The organism is Paraeggerthella sp. LCP19S3_G8 (assembly GCF_052119225.1).
Classification (GTDB): Bacteria; Actinomycetota; Coriobacteriia; order Coriobacteriales; family Eggerthellaceae; genus Paraeggerthella; species Paraeggerthella hominis.
The window spans coordinates 294,692-310,133 of the sequence record NZ_JBQKFQ010000002.1; the positions used below are offsets into that span (position 1 = coordinate 294,692).

Genomic DNA, 15,442 nt, shown 5'->3' on the forward strand with positions numbered 1-15,442 from the left:
ATTTCGCGGAGCGCGTGCTTTACGCGCCGAAGCCGACGCCCGATATGATCCTTTGTATGTCTTGATTCGCCATCACCAAGAAGAAGCACACGAACAGCGCCATGCCCGCCATCGAAAGATAGTTGAGGGCCTTCATGGACACCGTGCGACGCGCAAGCTTCTGGAACAGCTCGATGACCAAACGGCCTCCGTCAAGCGGCGGAATGGGCAGCAGGTTCATGATGCCGAGCGATACCGAAATAGCCGCGAAGAATTGGAGAATGTTGACCAGACCCCCCTCGAACGCGTCTTTCGACATGACCGCGATGCCGATAACGGACGAGGAATTGGACATGGTTTCGGCCGCAGTCGCCGGATTGAACAGGCCCGCGATCAGCTGGATCACCATGCCGATGTACGAAAATCCCATCTGGATAGCCTGAATCGGCCCCACGACGACATGCTGCAGAACGCCCGTGGTGGGGTTTTGCATGTCGATTCCGACCACCGAGAACAAGACGATGAACAGCAGCACGGCGAACAACAGGTTCACGGCAACGCCCGCTACCAGAATGATCGCGCGCTTCCAAAACGGCAGGCTGCGATACTGCTGCCGGTACTCGGATTCGAAGAACGCATGCGGATCCGAAACCGGACGCGCTTCGCCGAGCGCCCCCGCAACCGGTTCGGGAAGGCCGGCGGCGCGGGCGGCCTTGATCTGCTTCTTGGATGGGACGTACTCCGGCGTTCGATACGTGTTGTACTGGTCCTTCTTCGAGGGGCCCACGATAGACCCCCACTCCGTCAGCTCTTCGAGCGCTTCGTAGGCCTCGTCGTCGGTAATGCCGCAGTCCGCAGCAATGTCCTCCATGTTGGCGGTGCCGCGCCGGTACAGGGCGGCCAGAACCTGCTCCAGATGCGGGCTCATCTCGCCCGGCTCCATGCCGCACACCTTTGCGTATCCGCCCAGGAGAATGGGCGTGACGCCGAACTTCGTGCCCCATTTGGTGAAACCGATGCTGGGGCCGGGCAAGCCCAGCATGAACTCGGTCACGCGCACGCCGAACGCGCGCGCCGCCAGGTAATGGCCGCCCTCGTGAATGAACACGAGAAAGCCCAGCACCAGCGTGGCGTACACGATCATGAGGATTACGTCCATATACACAGCTCCTATGCGCTAACGGCCCCGCTCCTGCAGCATGCAGCGCTGCATCCGAGAGCCGGCAATGTGTCATGCCCCAGTATAAAGTGAAACCGCGAAGGAACCATTTTCAAACGAGAAACCCACGAACCTGCCGCGAAATCTTCGCGAGCAAGCCCGACGCCAGTACGCCGCATTGCACCCACGGCAGCGTTCGCGTATTCCCGACGCAACCTCCAACCCGGCAAAAAGAGCCGGTTCGAGACAACTCCAGGATAGCGCCGACAGATCCGCGCGGTCGCATGCACGCTCGAGCGATTCGACAACCGCAGCGACATCGGCTATCGCTTCGATTTCGGCAAGGCGAGTCGCCCGAACGAAGAAGCCTACGAAGTCAGTGTCGGCATGCTGGAGTGGATGGCGGAGGCGCTTGGCTCGACGCCCGCTCGCAGCCGCCTTGACGGTGCGCCCGGCGCGGCCATGCCCGCACTTGCGCGCCCGCGCGCTTGCGGACCCGTGCACTTGCGGGCCCGCGCGCCCGCGGGACCGAGCGCTCGCGGGCTCGTGCGCTTGCGGGCTCGTGCGCTTGCGGGCTCGCACGCTTGCGGGCTCGTGCGCTTGCGGGCTCGTGCGCTCGATTCTTCTCGAAATGTTGCGGTCGAAGGGTACGTCAAGACCCGCCCGTTAACAATGGGCATCTGCGACCAGGCAAAACGCACGACCGTATTCAACGCCGCCTTTCTGCATGTCCCTCGAACGCAACATTTGGAAAAGAATCGCACAGAGAGCAAGCTCGGCCCGATCAACCTTCGCCGACCGCAGGCAAGGCAACTATCGACTTCGGCGCGCTACACCGTTTTCCACCGCGGCGCACATGCGTACCCATTGCGGTTTCCACCGTGGCGGGCGCACGTGCACACGCCGCAGATCCGGGCTGGCAAAGGGAGCGTTTCAACGCTTTGACCTGGCTTGTTGCATTCAACGGCCAATATCCGGGCAACGCGCGCTGGATTCCTGCTAGGTTCTGGCTAGATTCCGAACAGGTTTCTGCTAGATGCGCGTTGGAACCGCGCTAGATCCGCGCTGGAACCAGCCGAGAAACGAGCAAGCTCCGCGATAGATCGCGCAAGCATTTCGCTGGATGCACGTCATCTACGCGCAAGATGCCGCAGCTAAGATAGTACCAGCGGATCCGCACAACGAAATACAAGCCACTAAATCATTTTATTGATTATGAATACCCATGAGGTATAGTATGAATATATATAAGGTGTGTTTTGCGCAGTTTGAATACGATCATCGCAAAATGAAGCTAACCTAGAAAAGCACGGAATAAGTTTCGAGGAAGCTAAAGCTATTTGGGATGATCCCAATTACCTGAAGGCGCCAGCGAAAAAGCGAGGCGAGAAGCGCTATCTTGCGATCGGGATCGTAAACGGAATGCATATCGCCGCCATCGCGACTGATCGCGGCGATGCGATACGGATCATATCCGCACGGCGCGCGAGCAAAAGGGAGGTTATGCAGTATGAACGAGACGACCGACATTAACCTAGTAGAACGGTTCGACAACGGCAACGACGTCAACGATTACTTCGACTTCGACAAGGCGAGCCGTCCCAATCGAGAAACTCGCAAAGTCAACGTTGACATGCCGGAATGGATGATAGAAGCGCTTGACGAAGAGGCCGGGCGGCTATCCGTCAACAGGCAAGCAGTCATCAAGTTCTGGTTATCCGACCGCATCGACGAAGAGAGATCGAAGCGCGCGGTATAAATACTCGAAAGAGTCCGAGTTCTTGTAAAGGGCTGCGTTATGTTGGTAAGTCACTATCGACATTGCCCTTTTTCGGGACACGAAACGGGACCTTTTCCTTGCAGCCTGGATGAAAGCCGGCTACCCCGCACCACCCCGCCTGCTCCGCTCATAAAAGGCGCCTCGCTGGCAGATTCCGACGGTTTGCGGTCGTCGAATGCACGCCGCGAGCGGCCTTTCCCCGACCTCGATTTTGCACAAGCTTCTGACCAGGCGCGATGATGAAGCGCTTGCAGCTTGCGAAACGAAAGGCCGAAGCAACGACTGCAAACCGTCAAAACCTGCCAGCAAACGCGATTTCCGCTGTTAAACCAAAATTGACATAGTCCCTATACTGGGACAGCGAAAAACGGCGCCTGCTCTATGATGCGATCGTTCGGAAAGCGTCTAGGAGGAGGATCCATGCAGCTGACCATGGGCGAGATCAAGAGAATGACCCTCGAGGAGAAGCGCGAGCTGGCAGACGCGCTCAAGAGCGCGATCGCCGAGGACCTGGCCGCCTCCCGAGGCGAGCCCGACCGCTGCCCGAGGTGCGGATGCCCCGCGTTCGTGAAGAAGGGGCATGACGCGTCCGGGTCCCGGCGCTGGCTCTGCCGCGGATGCGCGAGGACCTTCGGCGCCGGGAGCCTCGGGCTGCTCGGCCGCTCCAAGCTGCCGCCCTCGGCGTGGATGGAGTTCGCGGCCTGCATGGCGGACCTGCTCTCCCTGCGCGAGAGCGCGAAGAGGGTCGGGGTCTCGCTCTACACCGCGTGGTTCATGAGGATGCGCGTGTGCGAGGTCATGGGCCGCAGGCTCCTGCCCCTGCGGGGCGAGTCCTTCGAGGTGGACGGGACGTACTTCCACGAGTCCCTGCCCGGCAACCACTCGCGCAGCCCGTGGTTCGAGCTCCCCCGCGAAGCGCACCGCACCGGACGCGACGCGGGCTCGGAGGGGCTCGCGAAGAAGGCCTGCGTGCTCTGCGGGGTCAGCGAGCTGGGAGACTGCTTCTGCGAGCTGATCGACGGGGCCGAGGACAAGGCGAGCGTCTCCGTGGTCCTCGGCGCGAGGCTCCCGTCGGCCTGCTCGGTCGCGACCGACGGGAGGGGCTGCTACGGCCCCGGCTCCCTGGAGGGCAGGCCGCACGAGGTCCGCCCGAGCAAGGAGCTCGAGGCGGTCAACTCCCTGCACTCGAGGCTCAAGGCATTCGCGGGGCGCTTCAACGGCGTGTCGAACCGCCGCCTGCAGCGCTACCTGGACTGGTTCTGCTACCGCGAGCAGTTCCGAAACGGCGCAGGGGACCGCAGGGCGCTCCTCTACTCCCACGAGGCGTCCGGGACGTACTCCTGCACGCGGGTCCTGACCCACCTCGAGAGCCGGCCGTTCATGAGCTGCTGGAACAGGTTCGTCATCGGCGGGGACTACGGCTATGTGTCAATGCTGGTTTAACAGCGGAACGCGATTTTCCGAGCGCATGCCTTTGTCTTCGAGCATTACGGCAATCCGCGTCGGCTGCCAGAAGCGAGCGCTATACGAACAGGCTGCGTTGGCGGACTAGCGAGCTTCGATCCATCGACGCGCTTCCTGGCGAGCCCAAGCATCCACGGCCTCCAGCTGATCAAGGCTCTCGACCCGTTGAACGCCGTTGCGCTCGTGCACGTCCATGACGGCTTCGACACATTCCGCAATGCCCAAATAGGTTCCCTCTTCGGCCAAGAACGCGGCGACTGCAACTTCGTTCGCGGCGTTCATGACGCACGGCAGCGTACCGCCCGTACGCCCCGCATGATACGCCAGGTCAAGGCAACGGAACGTATCGGTGTCGGGCGCGGCGAACTCCAGCGTGCCCAGCGTGCGGAAGTCGAGCGGCGCAACCGGAGCGTCCCAGCGCTCGGGATACGACAGCGCGAACTGGATGGGAATGCGCATGTCGGTGGTGCCGAGGTGCGCCTTCACGCTGCCGTCGGAAAACTCCACCATGGAATGGATGGCGCTTTGAGGCTGCACCACCACTTCGATCTTGTCATAGGGCATCGCGAACAAATGATGGGCCTCTATGACCTCGAGCCCCTTGTTCATAAGCGTGGACGAGTCGATGGATATTTTCGCCCCCATGTTCCAGGTGGGGTGAGCCAGGGCTTGAGCAGGCGTGATGCAAGCCAGATCGGCACGCGTGCGTCCGCGGAACGGGCCGCCCGAAGCGGTCACCCACAGCTTCGACACCTCGCGCGCGTCCTCGCCGAGCAGGCACTGGTAGATTGCCCCATGCTCGGAATCGATGGGCATGAGCGCCCCCGCAGGACCCTGCGCAGGTGCCGTTCCCGCAGCTCGACGTTGGGCGTCAACCTGCGCAGCCAGGGGCATGATGAGGTCGCCGCCCACTACAAGGGACTCCTTGTTCGCCAGAGCAAGAACCTTGCCTGCCGCCAACGCTTCGTAGCTTGCGCGCAAACCGGCTGCTCCCACCAGGGCGTTCACCACGATATCCGCCTCGGGAAGGCTCGCCAAGCGCGCAACGGCCTGGGCACCGAACCCCAGCGTTCCTTCGCCGCCGGCTTCGCGGCGCGCAACGGCCTGGGCAAGCGTAGACGATGCGCTCGGTGCGGGCTGCGCGCTCTCGCGCACCAGGGCCGCCAGGTCGTCGGCAACCGCCTCGCCCTTCAAACGCTCGTCGCCTACCGCCACGTGACGCACCCCGAACTCCCGAGCCTGAGCCAAAAGCTCGTCCGCTCGCGAATGCACCGCCAACGCAACAACCTCAAGCTGGTCCGCATGCCTGCGGACCACGTCGAGCGTTTGCGTGCCGATAGAACCCGTAGAGCCCAGAACAACGATGCGTTTCACGTACGCCTCCTATCAGAGCGTTCAGTCACCAAGTCGTTCGCGGTGCCAGCAAAGGCGGCCGCGTCGCCCGCCCCTAGAAAAGAGGAACGGGAAACGGAATGCAGCCTCCCCCGACCAAAAGGATGGCCGAAGTCACGGCCACCAAGAACAGCGAGTCGCATCGATCGAGCAAGCCGCCGTGGCCCGGCATGATGCTCCCGGAGTCCTTGAAGCCCGAATTGCGCTTGATGCGGCTTTCAGCCAAATCGCCAAGCACGCCCATCAATCCGCTGATCAGGCCAAACACGATAGCTTGAGGAATGGACATGACCACGCCCGGAATAAACGTCATCAAACACCAGAACACAGCCGATCCCACCAAGCCGGCAATGAAGCCCTCCCAGCTTTTCTTGGGGCTGGTCCGCGGAGCCAGCTTGTGCTTGCCGAACTTGCTGCCCACCAAATAAGCGAACGAATCGTTGGCCCACACGCTCAAGAACACGCCCAGGGCCAGCACGCCGCCCCACGGCTGGGGAAGCGCCGTGCGGATGACCACCAGGCCGGACAGCAGCATGCCGCAGTACGCCGCGCCGAAAAAGCTCACGCCCACGTCGGGAACGCGCGCCCGCATCCAGAACACGTACCACACGATCAACGCCAGAAGCAGCGCCATGCTGACGTACAGCGCCCCGTTCAATCCCAAGAAAAACACGCTGAGCGGGTACAGCATGGCCGCGATGATGCCAAGCATCTCGTTGGGAAGCTTCGCATCGGAACGCAGCATGTAGTAGAACTCGCCCGCCGTGATACCGGCCGTGGCAACCAAGAACGCAACCGTGGTCCACTCGCTTGCCAAAATGCACACCACGGACAGCGCCACGTACACGAAGCCCGTGCGAAACCGCACCTGGAGGTCCGTGGCGTTCTTCAGCTTCTTGGGCGTCTTTCCGTACGCGAAGTCCTTGATGCGCTCGGTGCGCTTGCGATCATCGTTGGCCGACTGATCGCCGGGCCGTTCGTCCACTTACTTCACCGCCCCGAACCGTCGATCGCGCCCCTGGTACTCAAGCAGCGAACGCAGCAACTCGTACCGGTTGAAGTCGGGCCACAGAACGTCGGTGCACACGAATTCCGAATACGCGATCTGCCACAGCAGGAAGTTCGATACGCGCATTTCGCCGCTCGTGCGAATAAGCAGGTCGGGATCGGGAATGTCGGCAGTATACAGATGGCGAGCGAACGACTCCTCGGTAAGCTCCTCGGGCGCGCGACCGTCGCGCATCGCGTCATGAGCCTCGTCCATGTACGAGCGGACGGCGTCGAGCAGCTCCTGACGGCCGCCGTAGTTCACCGCCACGACCAGGGTCATGCCGTCGTTGTCCTTCGTTTTCTCCCACGCTTTCGCGAATGCGTCACGCGTCTTCTTCGGAAGCGCATCGGTCTGCCCGATGGTCATGACCCGAACGTGCTCTTCGTGCAAGCCGTCCACTTCAGCCAGCATAGTGGTTGCGAACAGGTTCATCAGGCCGATGACCTCTTCCTGCGGACGGCGCCAGTTCTCGGACGAGAACGAATAGATGGTTAGGTAGCGAACGCCCACGTCGGACGCGCAGCGGATAGTCTCGCGCACCGCCTCGATGCCGGCTTTGTGGCCGAACAGGCGATTCTTGCCGCGCTCTTTCGCCCATCGACCGTTGCCGTCCATGATGACGGCCACGTGCTGGGGAACCGCCGCAGGGTCAAGCTGCGTCGGATCCAGGTCCGCCGGCGGATGGGGAAATATGTAATCCAAGGGCTTGTTCACGCTACCACCTCACAAAAGACGAGAAAGCCGACGATCGCGCGATCGTCGGCTTCGGAGATTTATCCCAGCTTGCGCCGAGTTAAATCTCCATCACCTCGGCTTCTTTCTTCTTGAAAGCCTCGTCCACCTCGGCGACGTACTTGTCGGTGAGCTTCTGGACTTCAGCCTGGGCACGACGCTCGTCGTCTTCGGGAAGGTTGTCCTCTTTGACCGAGCGCTCGATGGCGGCATTGGCGTCCTGGCGGGCCTTGCGCACGCCGACACGCGCCTCCTCGGCGTAGCCCTTGCACTGCTTCACCAGATCGCGGCGACGTTCCTCGGTAAGCGCGGGGAACGGCAGGCGAATGACCGAGCCGTCGTTCGAAGGCGTCACGCCCAGATCGCTGGCCAGGATGGCCTGCTCGATGGCGCCCAGCACGCCCTTGTCCCACGGCTCGATGACCAGCATGTGCGCGTCGGGAGCCTTGACGCCCGCCATCTGGTTGACCGGCGTCGGCACGCCGTAGTAGTCCACCCTGATGCGATCGAGCACCATGGCGTTCGCGCGTCCCGTGCGCACAGCGGAGAAGTTGTTGCCCAGCGAATGGAGCACGCCTTGCATGCGCTCCTCAGCTTGCAGCATGATATCGTCGATCATTCCGATTCCTTTCAACCTGCTTCTTGCAATACGCTCGTCGCGCGAGCGCTACGTTCGTTCGTTCGTTCGTTCGTTGGCCTTATTCTACCGTGGTTCCGACGTTTTCGCCCTTCAAAGCCCGCGAAATGTTTCCGCTTACCGTCAGGTCGAACACGATCATGGGCACGCTGTTGTCCATGCACAGCGAAGTCGCCGTGGAATCCATGACGTTGAGGCCCTGCGACAGCACGTCCATGTAGCTGATGCGATCGTAGCGCTTGGCATCCGGATTTTTCTTGGGATCGCTGTCGTACACGCCGTCGACCTTCGTAGCCTTCATGAGCACGTCCACGTCCAGTTCGCACGCGCGCAGGGCGGCCGTGGTGTCAGTGGTGAAGTACGGGTTGCCCGTGCCGGCGGCCAAAATGACCACGCGACCCTTCTCCATGTGGCGGATGGCGCGACGGCGAATGTAGGGCTCGGAAACTTCCTGCATGTTGATGGCGCTTTGCACGCGCGAGAAAATGCCGTGGCGCTCGAACGCGTCCTGCAGGGCCAGCGAGTTCATGACCGTGGCCAGCATGCCAATGTAGTCGGCCTGCGCGCGGTCCATGCCCTCGGCCGATCCGGCCAGGCCGCGGAAGATGTTGCCGCCGCCCACCACCACGGCAAGCTGCACGCCGTCGCGCACGATGTCGGCGATCTGGTCGGCCAGGTCGTCGACCACCTTGGGATCGATACCGTAGCCAACATCCCCCGCCAGCGCTTCGCCGGACAGTTTGAGCAGCACGCGCTTGTACCGATACTCTTCAGACATAGACTCTATCCTCTCGGTGGTCGTTCATTGCTTTGAATTTAGCCTATCTATAGTACCTGAAAAAGAAACGGCCGCGTAGTCAACGCGGCCGTTTTCAGGCATTTCACGCAAAGGACAAACCAAAAAACACCGCCGAGAAGCCTTGCCCTCGCGCGTTTCGGCACTCGGTTTCGCAGAAGCGACCGCACGAGCCTCGACGGAAAAGCGGCCCCCGCTTCACATGCAGGGGCCGCTAGAAACCGCCGTCAGCTCTTAGGCCGCGCTTTGCTGCGACTCGCCGCTACCGCCGCCGAACAGGCGCTCAAGCATGGACTCCTTCGAAGTGGAGCTGTTCTGCTGCGTGGTGGCAGCCTGCGAGGACTCGTCGGATCCCAGCGTGACCTCGATCTGCTTCGTCTCGCCGTTGCGGTTCACGTCAAGCGAAACCTTGTCGCCGGGGTTCTTGGCGCGAACGGCCAGCATGAGATCGCTTGCCGAGGCAACGTCCTTGCCGTCGAACTTGGTGATGATGTCGCCCGCTTGCAAGCCAGCCTCCGCCGCGCCGGAGCCGGGATTCACGGCGGCAACGTACGCGCCGCTGTCAACCGACAGGCCGTAACGCTTGGCGTTCTGCGAGTTCACCGTGGACATGGACACACCAAGCTGCGCATGGGTCGGGGTCTTGCCATCGATGATCTGCTGGGCGATGTTGACCGCGTAGTTCACCGGGATGGCGAACCCAACGCCGGAGTAGTTGCCGGAGTTCGACGTGATCAGGGTGTTGATGCCGATCAGCTTGCCCTCGGCGTCAACAAGCGCGCCGCCGGAGTTGCCAGGGTTGATGGCCGCGTCGGTTTGGATCATGTTCGGGTAGATGGTCACTTCGCCCGACCCGCCCTGCTGGGCGCTGCTGTTCATGATCTGAGAGCGGCTGGTGGCCGACACGATGCCCGTGGCAACGGACTGCTCCAAACCGAAGGGGCTGCCGATGGTCATAACCCATTCGCCGATAGTCAGGTTGTCGGAGTCGCCAATTGCCATCGGCGTCAGGTCGGTTGCATCCTTAGCCTTTACAACGGCCAGGTCGGAGCTGGGATCGCTCCCAACAACTTGGGCATCGTACGTGTTGCCGCCTACGGTCACCTTGAGCGCGTCGGCGCCCTGGACCACGTGGTAGTTCGTCACGATGTAGCCGTCCTTGGTCAACACGACGCCGCTGCCCAGCGACGACTGCGTCAGCGTGGACTCGGAAGACCCGCTCACGCCGTAGCCGTACAGCCCCATGCCGGACTGGCTGGTGTACACGTCGATGGCCGCTACGGAAGGCAGGGATTTGCTGGCCACGGCCTCGGCCAGGGTCACGCTTTCCCCTTCGGCGTTGATGACGCTGCCGCTCGACGATCCGATCTGGGTAGAAGAGCTCCCGTCACCGGAAGACGAGCCTGCGGTCGAGGCTTGCCAGATGCCGAACCCGCCCAACCCGATGACGCAGGCAAGGGCCGCTCCGGCAAATGCAACGCCGAACGTCCGGCCGGCGCTGGACTTGGCCTGAGGCGTCGACGGCACGGCGGTGTGCTGCGCCGCGGCATACCCATGACCCGGCTGCTGATAGTAAGGTTGCTGTCCCGCAGGAGCAACGTGCTGGGCGCGCTCGTCGCCCGGCTTCGGCGGCAAGGGGCTGCCGCTCGGGGTGGTTCCATTGGTTTCGCTCATATGCTTCACGCTCCTTTATTTCGTATCGCGATCGCTCGTCTTACGTACTGCTTGTAACGCGGTCACCTTAGCACGCCAAGCTTCTGATCTGGGTCGCTTGCACTCAATCGTCATCTTCGCGTCATGGAATTACACCGATTGGTGTACGTACCGAAACCAAGCCGTACACTGGCGGGTGCAAAGGCGCCAACGAAGCGGGAGCCGACCGCGCCGCGCCCGCAGCGCAAGCGCCAACCGCCCGATCACACGGTGCGGCGCGCCCCGAAAAGCACTCTTCGCTCCGCATTCGGCAACGGCGCGGTATGATACGAGCAACGTCGGCAAACCCCTATCGAAGGAGCGCGTATGGATCGACCCTCCCAACCGCATCGCACCCTGGCCCAGCGCGTGCAAGAGCTGTACATCCGCATCCTGTTGCGCCTGCTCCCCTTGCTGATTTCGCTGTTTCGCCGCGTATCGAAGCGCATCCAAGCAGAAATAGACTACCTGGAGCCCGGCTGCACCTTCATGTTGACCGTCGACGGAACCGGGCTGGCATGCGCGTGCCGACGCACCGACAGCGGATCGTTCAAGCGCGTGCCGCCGAGCGCCCTTGCGCGGGACGTGGAACCGGGAAGCGGCCTGGCCAGCGCGAACGAGCAGGCCGTCACCGTGGATTACGTGATCGCGTTTCGGTCGTCGGCCTACGCGTTCGCCTGCTTCTCCGGCGGCATGACGCTGCAGGACGCGCTTGCGCAGCGCGCGTTCTCGACTCGCGGCCCCAACAGCACGGGCGTGGCCCTGACCTACCTGTTCACCGCGCTGCTGAAAATGTTCTTCGGCTGGCGCGCAGCCTACCGAATCTCAAAGCCCGCCGTCAAACCGCTCCCCCGCCCGGCGGAGCCTCGGAAAGGATAGCCATGCAAGGTTTCGAATTCAGCTGCCCCACCAAAATCGTCTGCGGCCAGCACGCGTTGGACAAGCTTCCCGGGGAACTCTCCGACCGCGGCGTCAAGCACCCGCTGGTCATGACCGACGCCGGGCTGGTGAAGCTGGGCGTTGCCGCGAAGCTCACCGACGTGCTGGACGCCGCCGGCGTAGCCTACGACGTGTTCGACCAGGTGCCGCCCGACTCGTCGATGGACGTGGTGAACCAGGTGGCGCAGCTGTACGCGCAACGCGGATGCGACGGGTTCGTGGCCATCGGCGGCGGATCGGTCATCGACACCACGAAGGGCGCCGCAGCCTCGCTTGCCTGCGAGGGCGTCGACTTCGCCACCTTGCAAGGCGCGGAGATCCTGCAAAACGACATGCCGCCTTTCATCGCCGTTCCCACCACGGCCGGCACCGGCAGCGAAGTGACGCTGGTGGCCGTGGTGGCCGACACGCGCAAGCGCGCGAAGTTGTCGTTCACGTCCTACAAGCTGGTGCCGCACGTAGCCGTGCTGGATCCCGCGCTGACCGCGTCGCTGCCGCCGAAGCTGACCGCGACCACGGGCATGGACGCGCTCACGCACGCCGTCGAAGCGTACACGTCCATCCAAAAGAACCCCGTGTCCGACGCGTTCGCCGTGAAGGCGATCGAGCTGATCTCGCAGAACCTGCCAACAGCGTGCCGCGACGGCGGCAACGTGGAAGCGCGCACCAACCTTGCGCTCGGATCGCTCATGGCCGGCGCCGCGTTCAGCAACGCCATGGTGGGCATCGTGCATGCCATCGGGCATTCGCTGGGCGGACTGTGCCATATCCCTCATGGGCAGGCCATGATGATGCTGCTTCCCCACTGCGTCGCGTACAACCTGGACACGGGCACGCACGCCGGCCTGTACGGGGAGCTGCTGCCGTACCTGGCGCCGGCCCGTGCGGCGTCCTTAGGCGCGAACGCGTCGAGCGACGCTCGCGACGGGGCCTTCTGCGAGCACCTGTTCGCGCTTAACGACCTGTACCACGACTCCTACGGCGTACCGCTCAAGCTGTCTGAAACGGGCGTGGAACGCGACCAGCTGGAAGCGGTGGCGAAGCAGGCGCGCTACGACGGCGCCGCGCTTTACAACAAGACCGAGATCACCGTGGATGTTGCGATGCGCATCCTGGAAGCCGCCTACTAAGAGGAAAGCGAAGGACCCCATGACCAGCACACCCGCCTTCCAAAACGTTGCCGACGTCGAAGCTCAAGCGCGCAGGATGCACGACTTCTTCCAAACGGGAGCCACGCTGCAGGTGGAATACCGCCGCCAAGCGCTCGTCAAGCTGAAAAGCTACCTCAAGGAAAACGAGGAGCGCATTTTGGACGCGCTTCACGCCGACCTGGGAAAAGCCCCGTTCGAAGGCTATGCAACCGAGCTGGGCATCGTCTACGACGAGATCAACACCTGCCTGAAGCACCTGAGTTCATGGGCGCGGCCGCGCCGCGTGCGCACCCCTATCGTGCACTTCCACTCCACTTCGAAAGTGTATCCGAGCCCCTTGGGCGTGGTGCTGGTGCTGTCGCCGTGGAACTACCCCGTGCAGCTGGCGCTTGTGCCGCTAGTAGACGCCATCGCAGCCGGCAACTGCGTGGCGCTCAAACCTTCCCGCACGTCAAAGGCCACAAGCGAGCTTTTGATCGACCTGTTGGCCAACGTGTTCCCGCCCGAGTTCGTGTGCGGGTTCCCCGGTTCGGGAGCCATGAACGACTGGCTTCTGGAGGTGCGCTGGGACCAGATATTCTTCACCGGCAGCCCGAACGTGGGGCACACTATTATGGAAGCGGCGGCCAAGCACCTGACGCCCGTCGTGCTGGAGCTGGGCGGCAAGAGCCCCTGCATCGTGGACGAAACGGCCAACGTGAAGCGAGCGGCGCAGCGCATCGCTTGGGGCAAGGGGATCAACAGCGGGCAAACCTGCGTGGCGCCCGACTACTTCCTGGTGCACGAACACGTGGCGGACGACTTCGTGGCCCAGCTGGACGCATGCTTCCATCAATACTACGGCCAGGACATCCTCGCGTGCGACGAATGGCCGCACATGATATCGCAGCGCCACTTCGAACGCGTCATGGGGCTGATCGAGAACCGCAATCCGGACGCATCCGTGGCGTTCGGCGGCCACGGCGATGCCGCCACGCTGCGCATAGAGCCCACGTGCCTGCGCGGGGTGACGCTCGACGACCCCGTCATGAACGAGGAAATCTTCGGACCCGTGCTGCCCATTCTTACGTACCGCTCGCTTGACCAGGCCTTCGACATCGTGCGCACGTTCGAGAAGCCGCTGGCCTGCTACGTGTTCTCCGACGACAAGCAGGTGCAGCACCGCGTGCTTACCCGTCTGCAATTCGGCGGAGCCACGGTGAACGACGTGGTCGTTCACCTGGCGAACAACCACATGGGCTTCGGCGGCGTGGGCAACTCCGGCATGGGCGCGTATCACGGCAAAGTGGGCTTCGACTGCTTCACGCACTACAAGTCCACCCTCAAGAAGGGCACGTGGCTCGAGCTTCCCATCCGCAACCCACCCTTCGGTGACAAGATCAAGCTGCTGAGAATGCTGATGAGGTAAGCCCTCCAAAGCTCCAAGAGGGTGCGTCGAGAAAGCGCGGCGCACCCTGCACGACGCGCCGTTCGACAAAACAACGAGCCTTCCGGCGAATAACCTGGGCGAACGCATCCCGCGCAAGCCGCAAAAAAGCCGAAGGGGGGGGGTCGCAGCCCGGTCAGCCGAATCCCAGCAAGAACCTCAAGCGTCCACCCCCGCAAGCTCGCGAAGCATGCCTACTTCTTCTCTACCGGAACCTGAATCTCGGTGAGCCAATCGGACTCGTTTTCGCAGTTCCAGATGCCATCGATGTAACTCTCGCGGGCAAGACCGGTCACGCGGTAGCCATTGCGCTCGACCCATTCCATCGCGAACGCATAGGCGCGCGACAGATCGGCGTAGGGCCCGCGATGCATCACGGACGCAACGGTGACGGCCGGCGCCTCCTCGAACACGATGCCGTTGCCTTCCACGCCGAACCCCTCGACGGCCTCGCTGTACTTGATGGTGATGTCGCGCTCCTTGTACTCACCGTCGAGGTACGTGATGAAGCAGTACTCGGGCGTGGCGCACTTGAGGTTCGGGTTCGTCGCCATCACGGCACGACCGAGGGCCGGAATCACCTCGAAGTACGCGGAAAAGTCCGGAACGGTCATTGTTTTCGAGAACACGATGCAGCTAGGAATGTCTTTGATCGTTGCCTGATAGTCCATGGTAAACCCCTTTTCTTCGTCTGAAAGCATGAATGCGATGCGTGCAAGACGATCCTTGCGCGCGCTGAGTTCCCGTTCGATCCGATCGCGGCGCCGCGCGAGTATGGGACGAGGATCGGCGCCGCCCACGATAGCGGCCACCTCGTCGATGCTCAGACCCGCTTGCCTGAGCGCTTGGATCCGATGCAGATCGGCAAGCTGGCCCGTGGCGTACAAACGGTAGCCTGTCACCCCATCCACCGCAGCCGGACGCAGCAGTCCAATACGATCGTAATGATGCAGCGTCTTGATAGTGGTTTTGCCCATCTTCGAGAACTCTCCGATGTAGAACATGTATGTCACCTCCTTCTCATCGCATTCAACAGCCTCCTGCAAGGGGAGGGTCAAGGGGCTGATTCGAAATAGTATCACGCACGCCGAAGCGAAAGACAGCCCGCAACGCTCGGCACAGGATCGAAGAGGTTTCGCGACGAGCGAAACGATTCGGCATCGCGCGACGTGTTCGAGGTGAAGAGGTTCCGCGAACGTCTTTCAGGCTGTTTTCAATATGGACCGATAAGCCAGCAGCTTGCC

General features: G+C 62.4%; 14 protein-coding genes. 6 read left to right on the plus strand and 8 right to left on the minus strand.

Translation table 11 applies throughout. The features are described 5' to 3' along the window. Positions 1 to 19: 19 nt before the first annotated feature. On the minus strand, positions 20 to 1,138 hold the full coding sequence (locus ACTQZK_RS03130; protein WP_441898430.1) for a site-2 protease family protein: 1,119 nt from the start codon (positions 1,136 to 1,138) through the stop codon (positions 20 to 22). A 1,272-nt stretch (positions 1,139 to 2,410) separates the two neighbouring features. Here ACTQZK_RS03130 and ACTQZK_RS03135 point away from each other — a divergent pair. From ACTQZK_RS03135 to ACTQZK_RS03145, 3 genes are all read left to right on the plus strand, one after another. After that, the gene (locus ACTQZK_RS03135; RefSeq protein ID WP_441898521.1) at positions 2,411 to 2,671 is read left to right on the plus strand and encodes a BrnT family toxin; all 261 of its coding nucleotides are present in this window, start codon (positions 2,411 to 2,413) and stop codon (positions 2,669 to 2,671) included. Next, complete coding sequence (gene brnA / locus ACTQZK_RS03140; RefSeq protein WP_114567092.1) at positions 2,649 to 2,897, plus strand: type II toxin-antitoxin system BrnA family antitoxin; 249 nt, start codon at positions 2,649 to 2,651, stop codon at positions 2,895 to 2,897. Before ACTQZK_RS03135 ends, brnA begins: the two co-directional genes overlap by 23 nt. Positions 2,898 to 3,338: 441 nt before the next feature. Further along, complete coding sequence (locus tag ACTQZK_RS03145; protein WP_428421357.1) at positions 3,339 to 4,361, plus strand: IS1595 family transposase; 1,023 nt, start codon at positions 3,339 to 3,341, stop codon at positions 4,359 to 4,361. A 105-nt stretch (positions 4,362 to 4,466) separates the two neighbouring features. On the opposite strand, the gene dxr is transcribed toward ACTQZK_RS03145, so the two are convergent. From dxr to ACTQZK_RS03175, 6 genes are all read right to left on the minus strand, one after another. Next, positions 4,467 to 5,756 carry a 1-deoxy-D-xylulose-5-phosphate reductoisomerase gene (gene dxr / locus ACTQZK_RS03150; protein WP_441898432.1) on the minus strand — a complete coding sequence of 430 codons (1,290 nt, stop codon included), beginning with the start codon at positions 5,754 to 5,756 and terminating at the stop codon, positions 4,467 to 4,469. Between the two features lie 73 nt (positions 5,757 to 5,829). Beyond that, positions 5,830 to 6,759: a phosphatidate cytidylyltransferase gene (locus ACTQZK_RS03155; protein WP_114567094.1), complete on the minus strand. Its 930-nt coding sequence runs from the start codon at positions 6,757 to 6,759 to the stop codon at positions 5,830 to 5,832. Then, the gene (locus tag ACTQZK_RS03160) at positions 6,760 to 7,539 is read right to left on the minus strand and encodes an isoprenyl transferase (protein ID WP_114567095.1); all 780 of its coding nucleotides are present in this window, start codon (positions 7,537 to 7,539) and stop codon (positions 6,760 to 6,762) included. Between the two features lie 79 nt (positions 7,540 to 7,618). Beyond that, positions 7,619 to 8,176: a ribosome recycling factor gene (gene frr, locus ACTQZK_RS03165; RefSeq protein WP_428421362.1), complete on the minus strand. Its 558-nt coding sequence runs from the start codon at positions 8,174 to 8,176 to the stop codon at positions 7,619 to 7,621. Between the two features lie 79 nt (positions 8,177 to 8,255). Continuing rightward, the gene (gene pyrH, locus ACTQZK_RS03170) at positions 8,256 to 8,972 is read right to left on the minus strand and encodes a UMP kinase (protein ID WP_114567097.1); all 717 of its coding nucleotides are present in this window, start codon (positions 8,970 to 8,972) and stop codon (positions 8,256 to 8,258) included. 252 nt (positions 8,973 to 9,224) lie between these two features. Continuing rightward, positions 9,225 to 10,664, minus strand: coding sequence for a S1C family serine protease (locus tag ACTQZK_RS03175; protein ID WP_441898435.1), 1,440 nt, complete (start codon positions 10,662 to 10,664; stop codon positions 9,225 to 9,227). Between the two features lie 345 nt (positions 10,665 to 11,009). Here ACTQZK_RS03175 and ACTQZK_RS03180 point away from each other — a divergent pair, with 345 nt between their 5' ends. The 3 genes from ACTQZK_RS03180 to ACTQZK_RS03190 are packed head-to-tail and all read left to right on the plus strand — an operon-like array spanning position 11,010 to position 14,180. Further along, positions 11,010 to 11,561: a D-alanyl-D-alanine carboxypeptidase gene (locus ACTQZK_RS03180; protein WP_428420219.1), complete on the plus strand. Its 552-nt coding sequence runs from the start codon at positions 11,010 to 11,012 to the stop codon at positions 11,559 to 11,561. Between the two features lie 2 nt (positions 11,562 to 11,563). Continuing rightward, on the plus strand, positions 11,564 to 12,751 hold the full coding sequence (locus ACTQZK_RS03185; RefSeq protein WP_441898437.1) for an iron-containing alcohol dehydrogenase: 1,188 nt from the start codon (positions 11,564 to 11,566) through the stop codon (positions 12,749 to 12,751). Positions 12,752 to 12,770: 19 nt separating this feature from the next. Beyond that, on the plus strand, positions 12,771 to 14,180 hold the full coding sequence (locus tag ACTQZK_RS03190) for an aldehyde dehydrogenase (protein WP_441898439.1): 1,410 nt from the start codon (positions 12,771 to 12,773) through the stop codon (positions 14,178 to 14,180). A 212-nt stretch (positions 14,181 to 14,392) separates the two neighbouring features. Here ACTQZK_RS03190 and ACTQZK_RS03195 read toward each other — a convergent pair whose 3' ends face one another. Further along, on the minus strand, positions 14,393 to 15,202 hold the full coding sequence (locus ACTQZK_RS03195) for a MerR family transcriptional regulator (RefSeq protein ID WP_441898441.1): 810 nt from the start codon (positions 15,200 to 15,202) through the stop codon (positions 14,393 to 14,395). Between the last annotated feature and the right edge of the window lie 240 nt (positions 15,203 to 15,442).

Coding starts and splice junctions, on each gene's coding strand:
- ACTQZK_RS03130 (WP_441898430.1), bottom strand. CDS start 1,138: ATGGACGTAATCCTCATGATCGTGTACGCCACGCTGGTGCTGGGCTTT.
- brnA (WP_114567092.1), top strand. CDS start 2,649: ATGAACGAGACGACCGACATTAACCTAGTAGAACGGTTCGACAACGGC.
- ACTQZK_RS03145 (WP_428421357.1), top strand. CDS start 3,339: ATGCAGCTGACCATGGGCGAGATCAAGAGAATGACCCTCGAGGAGAAG.
- frr (WP_428421362.1), bottom strand. CDS start 8,176: ATGATCGACGATATCATGCTGCAAGCTGAGGAGCGCATGCAAGGCGTG.
- pyrH (WP_114567097.1), bottom strand. CDS start 8,972: ATGTCTGAAGAGTATCGGTACAAGCGCGTGCTGCTCAAACTGTCCGGC.
- ACTQZK_RS03175 (WP_441898435.1), bottom strand. CDS start 10,664: ATGAGCGAAACCAATGGAACCACCCCGAGCGGCAGCCCCTTGCCGCCG.
- ACTQZK_RS03180 (WP_428420219.1), top strand. CDS start 11,010: ATGGATCGACCCTCCCAACCGCATCGCACCCTGGCCCAGCGCGTGCAA.
- ACTQZK_RS03185 (WP_441898437.1), top strand. CDS start 11,564: ATGCAAGGTTTCGAATTCAGCTGCCCCACCAAAATCGTCTGCGGCCAG.
- ACTQZK_RS03190 (WP_441898439.1), top strand. CDS start 12,771: ATGACCAGCACACCCGCCTTCCAAAACGTTGCCGACGTCGAAGCTCAA.
- ACTQZK_RS03195 (WP_441898441.1), bottom strand. CDS start 15,202: ATGTTCTACATCGGAGAGTTCTCGAAGATGGGCAAAACCACTATCAAG.